Genomic DNA, 15,655 nt, shown 5'->3' with positions numbered 1-15,655 from the left:
ATACTATATGGTGTGTAAAATCTAAGCAAGTAGCAGTATAAATATAAATTCGAGGTGAATGCATGCTAGATTTTAAGCAGTTAGAAACTTGTTTAAAAGACAAGAGATTTGTAGATGGATTACAGGAAATAAATAATGAAATTGCATATATAAAAGAAACGAATACTTTATCCTCTGTGAAGAATTGGCTTGCCAATATTCCTTCGCATAAGGAGTTCGATATATTAATTCGCCTTACTGATGAAGGGCTTATGCACCAATACAGTTCATTCCTCATTCGTTACGCTTATAAAAAATCCCCAAATATGAGAACGCTCTCTTTATATTGTGATGAGTTAATTGATGAGCGGAAAATTCTTGAAGCGGAGCAGTTGTTAAAATCTTCTTTAGAAGAGTTAAGTAAAGAAGAAATAGATGCAGATTTTTTAGCGAAAACATATTTTACGTTAGTACGATGTCTTTTAGAAATGAAACGAAACGAAGAAGCGTTAATGTATATGCAAAAAGCAGAGGAGTACAGTGCACGCGCAGTGTTTGATAAATGGGGCTACGTTTATATGCATACAGGTGAATGGGAGAAAGCGGAAAAACAATTTATTGCTGGCATGCAGCATGAAGATTGTGAAGAGTTATCTACCTATTTATTATCACAATTGTATGCGAATAAAGGAGAACAAAAACGCGCGATACAGTTAATCGATGATGCGATTGTAAAATTCCCACAAGTACCATATTTTCATTTTGAGAAGATAAAGTATTTATTAGATTTAGAGCAATATGAAGAGATGTTAGCGGTAATAGATAACATAAATACTCAGCTGCCATATCATGCCTATAATACTTACTTTGTACATTTACGTGCAGAAGCGCTGTACAAAATGAATAAATTTGCAGATTTACAAAAACTATTAAAAGAAGAAAAGAGTTTAAAAGAATCTTTATATCATAATTTAGAAAAAAATCCGGATGGAAAAAAGGTTCACTTGCCGATAGTTCCTATTGTACAAAAGGATAATTATTGTGTTCCGACAAGCTTAGAGATGATGTTGCGTATATGGGGAGAGAAACGTACACAAGATGAAATAGCAGAGTTTATTTTTGATATGACAGGTTCGAAGTTTTCAGATACTGTTTCTTATTTAGAAGAATTAGGTTATGAATATCGTTATTTTAAAGGGAATGAAGAGAATTATAAGAGACTGATTGACGAAGGAATTCCTGTTTTATTAAGTATAGATATTGAGCATGCTTCACACGTACAAGTTCTATCTGGATATGATGATACATTGCAAGCTTTCTATGTTCAAGATCCAAACTTTATAGAACCAGTTCTTGTGGAATATAGTAAATTACAAGAAAAATATCGTTATACAGGCTGTTTAGCAATCACGTTTGTTCCGAAAGAAAAGAAGGAGCAACTAGCGTTTCTAAGTGAAGAAGAAAATCGTTACTTTAAATCTATTTTTTCTCTTACGGATCATTTAGATGAACATGACAAAGAGGGAATTAGTAACTTAGTACAATTTTTAAAAGAAACGAGTGATAATCCAAATACGTGGTTATATACGATAAAGCACTTAGATGTTGAAGTAGATAAAGAATTTATTTTATATTGTATTGATAAGTTAATGGAAAAGTTTCCGAACTCGGACTTTGTTAAATTGCATGGTGCACAGTGTTTTATTCGTCTTCAAGAAGTAGAGAAAGCGGAGCAAATGCTGACAAGCGTTGAGAAGAAAAATAATCGTGCTTTATATCATTTAATAAACGGAAGATATGCGTTTGAACAGGAAAGTTATCTAGAAGCGATTTCAAGCTTTCGTTCATCGTTACAATTAGACGCAGATCAGCCTATTGCTTGGAGTTTTCTCGCTTTATCCTATATGTATATTGATCAATCTGAAAAAGCATTGCAATACTCTCAAGTTGCGTTAGAGCGTAGTCCTGAAAGGTTCACTTTAACAAATCACGGTTTAATATTAATAGATTTAGAAAGATATGAAGAAGCATATGAAATCTTTAATGACTTGTTAAAAGAGTATAAATATGAAGCGCATGTATGGTATGAACGAGCGAGATGTGCACATCAACTAGGGAAATTATATTTAGCAATAAAAGGGCTTAAAGTAGCGATTCATTTGGATAGTAATGCAGCTTACATTTATACGAAACTTTCGGAAATATACGAATCTGATTTGAAGGATGAGGAAAGTGCGAAAGAAATTTTATTAAACGGTATTGAGAATTGTGATGATAAAGCACCTCTTTACGTAAAATTAGGTGACTATCATTTTCAAAATGATAGCTTGGAAGAAGCAGAAGTATTGTATAAGCGTGCTTTAGAAGAAAATGATGAGGATGTTTATTCTCACTTCGGACTTACACAAGTTTATATGGCAAGAGAACAATATAAGGAAGCAAAAGAATATATTCTTGGTCTTGAGAAGCAAATTGAAAAGAGCCAAGATTTCCTCATGAATGCAGGAATGGTTTTATGGGATGCTGAAATTGAACTTGGTGGAAATGAAGAAGGATTTAAAGTAGCGCTATCTAAGTTAGAAAATGGTATAAAGAAAAGTGATTATAATGTAGCAAGTGCGTTAGATGAATATGTGAATCGAATTAAAGGAACGGAATTTGTACAACGAGGTATAGCATTTTTAAGAACGTTACACAAAGAAAGAAATGAAGTAAGTGAGTACGGTTGTTATGCAGGTATTTTGTATGAATCTATTGGACAGTACGGCCAAGCGATGAAAAGATATAATAAGGCGATAGAACAAATGGAAACGGCATTACCGTATTACCGAATTGGCGAAACACTTATGGCATTAGGGCAATTGACGGAAGCAAAGCAGGCGTATGAAACATGTTTAGAGCTTGATGGGAATTTCGTAGGTGTACATTTACAGCTTGCGGAAATATACGAAAAAGAAGAAAACCGTTCTAAAGAACAAAGTCATATGGTTCAGGCGATGAAAGAAGAGCCGTTGCATATTAATATGGAATATTTGGCACAGCTTTCAGTAGAAATGAACCTTCAGGAAGAATTGCTGATTGAACTAGAACAATTAGCGGACGAAGTACCTGAAATATGGCGTTTAGATGCGATTGCATATGTGTACGGAGCGATGAATGAAACAGATAAAGAACAAGCACAGATTGAATACGCGCTACAATTAGATGGTGAGCATATAGAAGTACTATATCATTATGCAAAAGTATTAGTGAAAAAAAGAAATGTAAAAGCAATTGAAGTTGCAATGAAAGTAATACAAAAAGATTTTGATAATGAACGTATATTTGATGTTTATGTAAAAGCAGTAGAGCAACATAAAAAATTGTCTAACATACGAGATTTTCTTCATACGTTAAAGGTGAAAAAAGCAGAAAGAAGTACAGCATTCATGTATGCTGCAGCTGCGGTTACGGAAATATGGATTGAACGCCAGCTGCATGAACAGCCGAAACGATCTATCATTACGAGAGCTTTTTATCGTATGAAAAATCGTGCGAAAGAAATTTCAATGGTTACTATGATAATTGATTTATATGAAATCTCTTTAAAGTTAAATCCGAAAAATAGTATGGCAGCACAGCGATTTGCGCTATTTTATGAGAATGTCGAGATGAATAAAGAAGCAATAGAGATTCTACACACGTCACTAGAAAATAAATGGGATTATGACGTAGCGAAGCAACTTGTAAATCTTTTCGTTGAGTGCGAGGAAGAAGATATGTTAAGAGATGCTTTGGAATTAACGAAACAAATGGTTCGAGAACTACCAGATGATTATGATACTCTTCTTCTGCAAGCACAAGTATTCTTTAAAGCAGGGGAAGAAAGAAAAGCAGAAAAGATTATCTTACAATTAACAGAGCAAACACCGTTTGTAAGTAGAGCATTTCTTGCTTTAGGAGAAATATATCAAAGTCAAGAAAGGTTTGAAGAGGCAATTCAAGTATTAGAAAATGCTTCTGTACATCATCCAAATGAAACAGCAATTCTTCTTTCTTTAGCATCTTCATATCATGGTGTCGGTCAAACGATAAAGGCAGAAAAAATAACAAATGAAGTATTAATAATTGACGCGAGTGATTTGTTAGCAAGATATGATCGTGCTTGTTATTTAGCGCAGTTAAATAGAAATGAAGAGGCGAAGGAAGAGCTTGAATTTGTCCTTCGTGAGGATGAATCGGGATTCTTTGCTGAACTTATTGAGGATGATGAAAATTTAGCAGCATTGCGAGAATTTGAAAAGTAATTGTATAAGAATAGGGAAAAAAGATAAGGATATATTTTGAATTAGTTGACAATTAGTTGCTAAATGGCATAAAATAACTTTTAACAAAGTATACAAATCTGAAGACGAGAAAGAGTAAAATAGTGAGCTGCTCTCCAGAGAGCCGGTATATTGCTGAAAGCCGGTGTGCAGACGTTATTTGAAAATCATCTCCGAGGAGCCGAGGCTGAAAGTAAGTAAGCCCGGACGGATGTCTACCGTTACAAAGAACACGTATGATAGTACGTTGCTAAGTGCTATTAGTGAAAAAGCTAATAGAATTAGGGTGGTATCGCGGGTAAACCCGTCCCTACTTTATAGGGACGGGTTTTTTGTGTGCTTTAAAATATTCAAAGGAGTGATTGTATATGGAAAAAGTAGATGTAAAAGAATCAGCTGTAGGAAGAGAAATGCGAATTCGCAAACAGTGGAACGAACAAAATATTTTCGAACAATCAATTCAGAATCGAGAAGGCGCACAGTCTTTCGTATTTTATGAAGGACCACCAACGGCGAACGGACTACCGCATGTAGGTCATGCACTTGGACGAACAATTAAAGACTTAGTAGCAAGATATAAAACGATGGCTGGTTATAAAGTGTTAAGAAAAGCGGGATGGGATACACATGGTTTACCTGTAGAATTAGGCGTTGAGAAGCAACTTGGTATTTCTGGTAAACATGAGATCGAAGAATATGGCATTGAACCATTTATTCAAAAGTGTAAAGAGAGTGTTTTCACATATGAGAAGCAGTGGCGTGAATTCACTGAAAGTATTGGTTATTGGGTAGATATGGATGATCCATATGTAACTTTAAAGAATCCATATATCGAAAGTGTATGGCATATTTTGGGGACAATCCATGAAAAAGGATTGTTATATAAAGGACATAGAGTTTCACCATACTGCCCAAGCTGCCAAACCTCATTGAGCTCACATGAGGTTGCACAAGGGTATAAAACAGTAAAAGATTTAAGTGCAACTGTGAAGTTTAAAGTGAAAGATAGTGAAAATGAGTATTTCTTAGGTTGGACCACAACACCTTGGACACTTCCAGCAAACGTTGCGCTTGCTGTCCATCCAAATATGGAATACGTTAAAGCAAAACAAGAAAGTCATGTATACATTGTTGCGAAAGAACGTGTACAAGAAGTATTAAAAGAGAACTATGAAGTATTATCTGTTCATAAAGGCGAAGAATTATTAAACACATCTTATACAGCGCCATTTCCGATGAAAGAAGTTACAAATGGTTACCGCGTTATTGCAGCAGATTTTGTAACGGGAGATAGTGGTACAGGACTTGTTCATATTGCTCCAGCATATGGAGAGGACGATTATAGAGTCGTTCAAAGTGAAGGATTGTCATTCTTGCACGTTGTAGATGAAAAAGGTGAGTATACAGAAGCGGTACCATTTTTGAAAGGGAGATTTGTAAAAGATTGTGACGTGGATATCGTTCGTTATTTAGCGAAGGAAGGTTTACTGTATCATAAAGAAAAATATGAACATAGCTATCCGCATTGCTGGCGTTGTGATTCACCACTACTTTATTATGCAGGAGAAAGTTGGTTAATCCGAACAACTGCAATTAAAGATACATTTTTACAAAATAATGATTCTGTTACTTGGTATCCGGATCATATGAAACATGGACGTTTTGGTAAGTTTTTAGAAAATATGGTGGACTGGAATATTAGCCGAAATAGATATTGGGGAACACCATTAAACGTGTGGGAATGTGAAAGTTGTAATCATCAGTTCGCACCGAAGAGCATTGCCGAATTAAGAAAGCATAGTACGAAAGAAACACCGGAAGATTTGGAATTGCATAAGCCGTATGTAGATGAAGTGCAAGTCTGCTGCGAGAAATGCGGAGGAACAATGAATCGTACACCAGAAGTAATTGATGTTTGGTTTGATAGTGGTTCTATGCCATTTGCACAATATCATTACCCATTTGAAAATAAAGAGTTATTTGAAGAGCAGTTTCCAGCGGATGTTATTGCAGAAGGAATTGATCAAACACGCGGCTGGTTTTATAGTTTATTAGCAGTATCAGCACTATATACAGGAAAAGTACCGTATAAACGAGTGTTATCACTAGGGCATGTTTTAGATGAAGAAGGGCAGAAAATGTCTAAAAGCAAAGGAAATGCACTAGACCCAGTTGATTTAGTAGATAAATTTGGTGCAGATGCGCTAAGATGGGCTTTACTTGTTGATAGTGCCCCGTGGAATGCGAAGCGTTTTTCTGAAAGAACAGTACTGGAAGCGAAATCTAAATTTGTAGATACATTAGTCAATGTGTATAGCTTCTACGTTTTATATGCAAATTTAGATGAGTATAATCCGAAAGAAACGTATGATGTAAAGCTTACGAAATTAGACGAATGGGTATTATCAAGATTGCATAGTACAACGAAAAAAGTGAGAACGGCACTTGATGATTATCAATTTACGAATGCAGCTCGTGAAATTGCAGCACTTGTAGATGAAGTGAGTAACTGGTATGTAAGACGCTCACGTAATCGTTTCTGGGAATCTGGTATGAACGCTGAGAAAGCAGCTGCGTATGAGACACTTCATGAAGTACTTGTAACAATTAGTAAATTAATTGCACCATTTACACCATTTGTCGCGGAAGACATTCATCTGAATTTAGAAGGAAGCAGCGTTCATTTAGCCGATTATCCAGTTGTAAATGAATCACTACTTCAGCCGAAATTAGAAGCGGAAATGGATGCTGTTTTACAAGTTGTTGAACTTGGAAGAAGTAACCGTAATCAGCATTCTTTAAAAGTAAAACAGCCGCTAGCAGAACTTGTATTACTTGAGCATAACGAGAATGATATGGATTGGGAATCTTATCGTGATATCGTTATGGATGAGTTAAATGTAAAAGCGTTCCATGTTGAACTCGATGAAACAAAATACACATCATATCAATTGAAGCTTAATTTTAAAACAGCGGGGCCGAAGTTCGGTAAAAATGTGAATGCAGTGAATGGTTGGCTAAAACAATTATCACAAGAAGAAGTGCAAAACTTTGTATCAACAGGAAGAGCAGTTTACGAAGCAACACCAGGAGAAGAAGTAGTTGTAACTGCTGAAGATGTGCTAGTTGAGAAAGTTGCAAAATCAGGATTCTCTAATACGACTAACGGACAATATACAGTTATGTTAGATACGAATGTAACGGAAGAATTGTTGCAAGAAGGAGTAGCGCGTGAATTCATTCGTGCGGTTCAAGAATATCGTAAACAGTTGAATTTACCAGTTAATTTACGAGTCGATGTTATTCTTGATACAGAAGTAGAGCTACAGCGAACGTTAACGAACCATAAAGATTTATTGGAAGAAAACTTACTCGTTAAACAATTTACATTTGGTCACTTAACGAACGAAGACGATGAACTTTCTTTAGGTGAAACGAAAGTTCGAATTAAATTAAGCGCGGCTCATTAAAGGAAAAGGAAGTTGGAATGATTCCAACTTCCTTTTTGTATGATGGAAATTTATCCGGCTAATTTCCTCATAATCCATTCGATAGGACCTCTAGAAAATTTTTTTCTCCATAACACACTAATTAAAATGCTGAAAATGAAAAATGCAGTAGCAAATAATAAAACGAATAGTAGTGATTGATTTTCCATTCTATTTAATAGAATTAATGTCCCAATACCGATAAATACATGACTGACATAATGAGTTAATGTTAATTGTCCTGTTTGCACAATGGAAGTGACAAACCAATTATTTCTATATTTTTCAGCGATATAGAGGCAAATGATTAATATAGCAATAGAGGATCCTGTAGCAGATAAAATATATAATACATTTGGTAAGATGGGTCCTGTATTAAATAAAAATGTGGCGGTCTCTCTGCCGATGTATGGAATAAAAAAGTGTGTAAGTCCTTTTGATAAAAGTTCTGTCAATATTGTGATTGTAATACCGAGTAAGAGTAATCTTTTTTTTATTTTTTTATTATGAAGATCTAACCTGCCAATTAACATACCGATTAAGAAGAACGAGAACCAAGGGAAAATAGGGTGATAGCCATTAAAGAATAAGTTGCGAAGAAAACCCTTTATTGTCCAGAAGTCTACATAATTTATAAATGGAGTTGGACCTACCCAACCCTCGAAAGTATTGAAAGTAAGCTGAAGAGATTGTGCGAACAATAAAATAATGATAGAAAGAAAAAGTAATAGTTTTTTGCGTACTGTCATGAGTAATGCAGCAACGAAAAGGTAAACACCATAGTAGTGTAATATATCCCCAGTCCACTCCATTACATATAGTAGTAATCCTAAAATAAATAAGAAAAGTGATCGTTTCCATATGGTCTTTCGGCTATTAGAAATTTTTATTTGTTCATTGCTAGCAACGGCTGACCTAGTCATTAAAGTTATACCAATGCCAGCAAGTATAACAAACAAAGCAGAGGCTCTACCTTCAAATAGTGACATGAAGGTTATTAAAAAAGGGGGACCATTTCCTTCTGCACCTGTTATCACCATGAAATTAACAAGTAGCATACCAAACATCGCCCAAGCTCTAGCAAAATCTAAGCCGATAATGCGTTTTTTTGTATTCACTTCAACCCCTTCTTTCAAAAATGTTATTTACAGCTTCAATCCAAATTTGTTTATAATCTATCTTTGCATCAATCATCATAAAATTTCCGATATTATCAAGCACTAATGCTAACATATGAGCTTTTGAAACTAGATTTTTATTTTCAATTAATTGAAGTTCATTTGCTTTTGTAAGGAGTACTTCAAATCCATGTAAGTATTCTGTTTGCACAGTTAGTAATCGATCTTTGTACATCTTGTTTCTTGAAGATAGTAATACATATTCTTGTAACACTCGGTTAAAATAAGGGTCGTTTCGCTGTTCATCAATTATTTTAAGGCCAATTGCAATACATTTTTCAATAAAATTTGATTTTGTAAACTCTTCTGTATGGAAATAAGAAGAGAACTGCATAGCTTTACATAATTCAGTAAAAATACATTCAATTAAAGCATCTTTAGACTTAAAGTAGTAATATATAGATGGTTTTGCGATACCAACCTCCTCACCAATCATCGTATAAGTTGTTTTAACAATACCGTACGTAGCAAAAAGGCGATAACTTGCTTCCATTATTGAAGAGAGTGTTTCTTCACTTTTACTCATATAGATCCTCCTAAAAAAAGGTTATTTAAATCGTATCATTTACAAGTGCTTTTTTCAACCTACCGTTAGGTAAAAAAATAGTCTATTTTTTTAAACAGTAATATGAAAAGCTTTAGGGATAAGGAATGGATTTAGAAATTTCTTTCTAAAGTATTGTGTTCACTTTACACATAAATATTGAGAAAATTTCACTTACCCTAAATGGAAAGGTAATAGAAGTGTTCATAGAGAATTACTCGTAGATTCAATTTTTATCCATCCGTTTTGCGGGGAATGATTGCCTAGTGGTAATGGGATAAGGTTGAGCTACTTTATTAGGGGGAGTGGTTCTATGTTTAATAAAAAAATGGTGGCAATGGCAATGACCGTGCCGTTAGTAATGGGGACGATTTCTACGGTTTCGGCATTGGAAAAACAACAGCAAGTAAAGTTAGAAGCTTATTCGCCACAGAAAAAAGCAACTGAATATTTAAAAGAAAATGCTGCGCAGTATGGATTGAAAACAGATCTTTCAGACTTGCAATATATTTCTACAACAGAAACATCAGTAGCTTCATATGTTAGGTTCCAACAAGTTGTTAATGGTGCACCTGTATTTTCAAAACAAATAACAGTTACGCTTAACGGAGAGGGAAAGGGAGTACTCGCTGTTTCTGATTATCAGCCTGTTACAGGTGTGAAGGAAGTAACGACAAAAATTAGTGAAAAAGATGCAATACAAAAATCAATGGCGTATGTTGGAGAAGCAAGTGAGCAAAATTTATGGGCTCCTACAGATAAAGAGTTCGGATATATTGTTGAAGAAGGAATTGCTCGTCCAGTATATAAAGTTGTAGTCCATTCTAATAATCCATTTGGTGCATGGGAAACATTTATTGATGCAGAAAATGGAAAGTTAATTAAAAAGGTTGATATAAACCGAAAAGCTGAAGGGTCAGGAAAAGTATTTTTACCTAACCCAGTCGTATCTAGCGGTAGTAAAGTAGGCTTAAAAGATAATAACGATGCAGATTCAACAGTTCTAACGAACCAACTGAAAACTGTTACGTTAAAAGGTTTAGATGGAACAGGATTTTTAATTGGAGAATATGTAACGATTTCTTCAAAAGCGAAAACAAAATCTACGAATTTACAATTTAACTATACACGCGCAAATGATAGCTTTGAAGATGTTATGTCGTACTATCATATCGACACATTGCAACGTTACATTCAAAGTCTAGGTTTTAAAAATATTAATAACCGTTCGATAAAAGTGAATGTTAATGGTACAACTGATGATAACTCATTCTATTCTCCATCAACAAAAGCTTTAACTTTCGGTACTGGCGGTGTTGATGATGCAGAAGATGCTGGTATTATCGCACATGAGTATGGGCATTCGATTCAAGATAACCAAGTTCCTGGCTTTGGTAGTTCAGCAGAAGGTGGAGCGATGGGAGAAGGATTTGGCGACTTCTTAGGTGCTACATATGAAGATGCAGTATCGACTACTGGATATGGTAAAGCATGTGTTGGAGAATGGGATGCGACTGCTTATTCTAGTTCAGATCCGACGTGCTTACGCCGATTAGATACGAATAAAGTGTATCCGAAAGATATTACAAATGAGGTACATGATGATGGGGAAATTTGGGCACAAGGCCAATATGAAATGGCACAAGCATTTGGACGTGATGTAGCAACGAAAATTATTTTACAATCGCACTGGTCATTAACACCAAACTCTAAATTCAGTGATGGAGCAAAAGCGATTAAGCAAGCGGATGCTCTTTTATATGGCGGACAACATGCTGCTGATATCGATCGCATTTGGGCAGCGAGAGGCATTAGTACGAATTAATATAAAAAGTCGTGGCATTTATAAGCCACGACTTTTTAATTTGCTTACGAACTGGTACTAGTAAATAAAGCTACATCAATGATAGTGTGAATATATCCGTATCCCATTTACTTTTTAGCTTCTTTAAAAACAAAATGCTCTTTAAATTTTCTAGATTCAACTTTTTGACCATTTCGCATCGATCGGAATGGGTGTTCTTGCCATGTAATAATAACATCAACTTCATCTGCTTTTGTAGCAACGGGTAAATTAGCGTGTTCAAATCCAGTTTTTCCACTTGCCAAACGACTTTCCTTTAGGGAAAAGAGTTCATATTTCGTTTTCTTATTTGGTTCGTTGCGGAATACTTCGACGTTTACATTATATACTTCACTATTCCCGACATTCTTTACTGAAAAATGATATGTTTGAAATTCATCTTTTTTAGCTTGAAGCATATTCTTGTTTGTTTTTTTCGGTTTATCAATATTCACTTGCCATTGATCAGAGTTTTGAGAGATTGGTAAAGATTTTGGTGAATAGGCATACGTTTCGTTTACTACAATTAAGCAAAACAAAAGGAGAAAGAAACTAATTGCTTTTTGCATATACACACCTCGCGTTAAAATTTTTATTAATATGCGTAAATGAATTAGTTTTTATGTAAAAATTGGAAAATATTAAAGGTGTAATTTTGGATGTAATACATAAGAATATGTATTACAAAATTAACTTTTCACACTTTAGAAGAAGTTAGGAGTTATAAAACCAGAATGTTTCAAAAAAAGCTTGCGTTTTATAAGGTGAGGAGTTAGAATACTCTGTAAATATAAAAAGTGATGATCAGGAAAAGTACATGGTGCAAAGGTCTACAGAGAGCAGCCAGTTGCTGGGAAGGTTGCGATACCGCATGATGGAAAGACACCTGTGAGTGTTGCTTTGAACGTGATTATTAGTAAAAGCAAACGGTACCTACCGTTATCAGGGCTAAGATGGTCAGTATGACAATTTGGGTGGTACCGCGGAAAAAATCCGTCCCTATTTATAGGGGCGGATTTTTGTATTCTTTGAAAGGGGGTGAGTGACCGTGGATGATGACGATGACAACAATAACGTAAATAAATATAAAATTACTGGAGGGAAAAATAATGGATTCAATAATGAAGCGTTCACTCACAAAAGAATGTACAAAGCAAAGTGGAAAGGTTGTATTACTTCAAGGATGGGTAAAAAAGATTCGACATCTTGGAAATGTTAGTTTTTTATTATTACGGGACAGAACAGGAGTAATTCAATGTGTATTAGAAAATGAATTGGCTGGATATAAAGTTGATGTAGAAAGTGTCGTCCACGTAATTGGTGAAATAGTCGAAACATCGAAAACAGAATTGGGTGTTGAAGTACTTGCTCATGAAGTGAAAGTAATAAACGGTGCAGAGCCACTTCCATTTGAAATAAATAAAAAGAAGTTACAAGTTGGCTTAGATCAACTACTTAATGAGCGAGTAATATCATTAAGGCATGAGCGAACCGCAGCGATTTTTAAAGTGAAATCTACACTCGTTCAAAGCTTTAGTGAATTTCTTATAGAGAACGATTTCACACGAATATTTACGCCGAAAATTGTTTCGCAAGGGGCAGAAGGAGGAGCAAATGTTTTTAAGCTTCCATACTTCCAAAAAGAAGCTTATTTAGCACAATCACCACAGTTCTATAAGCAAATGATGGTGGCAGGTGGGTTAGAACGAGTTTTTGAAATTGCACCTGTATATAGAGCGGAACATCATAATTCTTCCCGTCATTTGAATGAATATATATCGTTAGACGTAGAGCTTGGTTTTATTCATGATTTTTATGAAGTGATGCAACTAGAAACGGATGTTTTACGATATATGTTTCAACAAGTAGCGAAAAAATGTGAAATAGAACTACAACTATTACAAATAGAAGTACCTGTTATTACTGAAATACCTAAAATTACATTGTTAGAAGCACAAGAAATTTTGAAAAGTAAGTATCGTAAAGAATCTCCTGTAGGGGATTTAGATACAGAAGGTGAAAAGTTACTAGGGAAATATGTGAAGGAAATATATAATAGTGAATTTGTTTTTATTACGCATTATCCGAAAAAAGCGAGACCGATGTATACGATGCCGAATAAAGAGAATCCAGCTATTACTGATTCATTCGACTTATTATATAAAGGATTAGAAATAACGTCAGGGGCACAGCGAATTCATAATTATGAAATGTTACTCGCTTCGTTTAAAGAAAAAGGATTACACCCAGATAAATTTCAATCTTATTTAAATACATTTCGATATGGTTGTCCACCACATGGAGGTTTCGGAATTGGGTTAGAAAGGGTTGTATATAAACTTTTAGAATTAACAAATGTACGAGAGGCGAGTGCTTTTCCGAGAGATTGTACTCGTCTCATACCGTAAAAAGAATCTTCGCGATTATCGCGAAGATTCTTTTTTTATAGTTCGTTTGAAAAGGTGAAAATATAGACTCTTTCTTTTTCTAATAAGCTTAGTAAAAGTCAGTTGAAATATGAACCATTTCGACAAAAAAATCAATATACCCTTGACAGTTACAAATATAACAGATATACTTCATATTAATTTCAAAAGAAAATATATTCTAAATATTAAAATGTGTTGAATAGGAGTAGTAAGGTCATGTATTTGTACAGAGAGCTATGGGTTGGTGTGACATAGTCAAATAACATCCTGAACTCGCCTAGGAGCAGTAAGGTGGAACGGAATTACATTCTTAGTAAATCTTAACGGTTAACCTTCGATATTAGGTTTGTAATCAAACGATTACTACTAAGGTGGATTCATAATGGAATCAATAAGGGTGGTACCGCGTTAAGTAAATGGCTTAGCGTCTCTTTATATAGAGATGCTAGGCCATTTTTTTATTATATGGAAGAAGAAATGGAGGGTTTATTTGAATAGGTTTATAAAATTTATTTATTTATATAAAAAGATTTAATTAGGAGGAAAATGAGATGAAACAGACGGAGCAATGGACTTCGAAATTAGGTTTTATAATGGCGGCAGCCGGATCAGCAATTGGACTTGGTGCGATATGGAAGTTCCCTTATATCGCTGGGAAGAGTGGGGGAGGAGCGTTCTTTTTAATATTTATATTATTTACTGTTTTAATTGGACTACCGCTACTTATAGCTGAATTTATGATTGGACGCAGTACGCAGAAACAAGCAGTTGGAGCATTTAAAAGCATCGCACCAAATACGGGATGGCATTGGATTGGACGCCTTGGTGTTGGAACTTGTTTTATACTACTTTCGTTTTATAGTGTTGTAGGTGGATGGGTATTAATTTATTTATTCAGAGGAATAACTGGACAACTGATTACTCCAGGACAAAATTACGGTACATTATTTACTGAAACAATTGGGAATCCTGCTTGGGCTATTATGGGACATTTCGCTTTTATGTTCATTACGATATGGGTTGTATCAAAGGGTGTACAAAACGGAATTGAAAAAGCAAGTAAATATATGTTGCCAGCATTGTTCGTTTTATTTGTCGCTCTTATTATTCGTTCGTTAACACTTGATGATGCAATGAAAGGTGTGAAGTTTTTCTTACAACCAGATTTCTCAAAGATTACTTCGGAAAGTATTTTGTTCGCAATGGGGCAATCATTCTTTGCAATTAGTATCGGGATTTCAATTATGGTTACGTATAGTTCCTATTTAAATAAAAAAGAAAGTTTACCAAAATCAGCAATAACAATTGTTGGATTAAATTTATTTGTTTCATTATTTGCAGGTCTTGCTATTTTTCCAGCCGTATTTTCATTAGGAATGGAGCCAACAGAAGGACCTGGATTACTATTTATCGTATTACCATCTGTATTTAGTCAAATCCCATTCGGTGGATTTTTCTTAACAGTATTTCTTGCACTATTTACATTTGCGACATTAACATCAGCATTTTCTCTACTAGAAACTGTTGTTTCAGCATTAGCAAATGGTGAACAAGAAAAGAGAACGAAATTATCATGGCTGATCGGTTTCGGCATTTTCTTGGTAGGTATACCATCAGCGTTATCATTTGGAGTATGGAGTGATATTACGATTTTCGGAAAGAATATTTTTGATGCAGTAGACTTCTTATCTAGTAATATATTAATGCCACTTGGAGCACTATTTATTAGTATTTTCGTTTCATTCAAAATGGAGAAGAAGGTACTAGAAGCAGAGTTTTTTGTAGGTGGAAATTATGGAAAGAAAGTATTTACTTATTGGGCATTTTTACTTCGATTTGTAGCACCACTTGCAATAATTATAGTCTTCTTAAATGTAATAGGGATTATTT

General features: G+C 34.7%; 8 protein-coding genes and 3 other annotated features. Of the genes, 5 read left to right on the top strand and 3 right to left on the bottom strand.

Features of this window, described 5'->3' with window-relative positions; genetic code table 11:
• Positions 1-62 precede the first annotated feature (62 nt).
• Positions 63-4,265 carry a tetratricopeptide repeat protein gene (locus tag ABWK52_RS21065; RefSeq protein WP_353772114.1) on the top strand — a complete coding sequence of 1,401 codons (4,203 nt, stop codon included), beginning with the start codon at positions 63-65 and terminating at the stop codon, positions 4,263-4,265.
• Positions 4,266-4,357: 92 nt separating this feature from the next.
• Positions 4,358-4,598 (top strand) — a binding site (T-box leader).
• A 53-nt stretch (positions 4,599-4,651) separates the two neighbouring features.
• Positions 4,652-7,753, top strand: coding sequence for an isoleucine--tRNA ligase (gene ileS, locus ABWK52_RS21060; RefSeq protein ID WP_058839548.1), 3,102 nt, complete (start codon positions 4,652-4,654; stop codon positions 7,751-7,753).
• Positions 7,754-7,803: 50 nt separating this feature from the next.
• Here ileS and ABWK52_RS21055 read toward each other — a convergent pair whose 3' ends face one another.
• Positions 7,804-8,889 carry a DUF418 domain-containing protein gene (locus ABWK52_RS21055; protein ID WP_001093123.1) on the bottom strand — a complete coding sequence of 362 codons (1,086 nt, stop codon included), beginning with the start codon at positions 8,887-8,889 and terminating at the stop codon, positions 7,804-7,806.
• Position 8,890: 1 nt separating this feature from the next.
• On the bottom strand, positions 8,891-9,475 hold the full coding sequence (locus tag ABWK52_RS21050) for a TetR/AcrR family transcriptional regulator (protein WP_000045224.1): 585 nt from the start codon (positions 9,473-9,475) through the stop codon (positions 8,891-8,893).
• A gap of 331 nt (positions 9,476-9,806) precedes the next feature.
• Here ABWK52_RS21050 and ABWK52_RS21045 point away from each other — a divergent pair, with 331 nt between their 5' ends.
• Positions 9,807-11,318: a M36 family metallopeptidase gene (locus ABWK52_RS21045; RefSeq protein WP_098542220.1), complete on the top strand. Its 1,512-nt coding sequence runs from the start codon at positions 9,807-9,809 to the stop codon at positions 11,316-11,318.
• Between the two features lie 107 nt (positions 11,319-11,425).
• Here the strand turns inward: ABWK52_RS21045 and ABWK52_RS21040 are convergent, their stop codons facing one another.
• On the bottom strand, positions 11,426-11,905 hold the full coding sequence (locus ABWK52_RS21040; RefSeq protein WP_001167912.1) for a hypothetical protein: 480 nt from the start codon (positions 11,903-11,905) through the stop codon (positions 11,426-11,428).
• 222 nt (positions 11,906-12,127) lie between these two features.
• Positions 12,128-12,340, top strand: a binding site (T-box leader).
• 105 nt (positions 12,341-12,445) lie between these two features.
• Between ABWK52_RS21040 and aspS the strand changes: the two genes are divergently transcribed.
• Both aspS and ABWK52_RS21030 read left to right on the top strand, forming a co-directional pair.
• Positions 12,446-13,744, top strand: a complete 1,299-nt coding sequence (gene aspS / locus ABWK52_RS21035) for an aspartate--tRNA(Asn) ligase (protein WP_000377345.1) — start codon at positions 12,446-12,448, stop codon at positions 13,742-13,744.
• Positions 13,745-13,951: 207 nt separating this feature from the next.
• Positions 13,952-14,200 (top strand) — a binding site (T-box leader).
• 116 nt (positions 14,201-14,316) lie between these two features.
• A partial coding sequence (locus tag ABWK52_RS21030) for a sodium-dependent transporter (RefSeq protein WP_000814538.1) occupies positions 14,317-15,655 on the top strand: 1,339 nt, incomplete at its 3' end.

The sequence above is a fragment of the Bacillus sp. AP50 genome (genome assembly GCF_040492675.1).
Lineage (GTDB): Bacteria > Bacillota > Bacilli > Bacillales > Bacillaceae_G > Bacillus_A > Bacillus_A cereus.
This window is presented reverse-complemented; position numbering and strand designations above follow the sequence as displayed.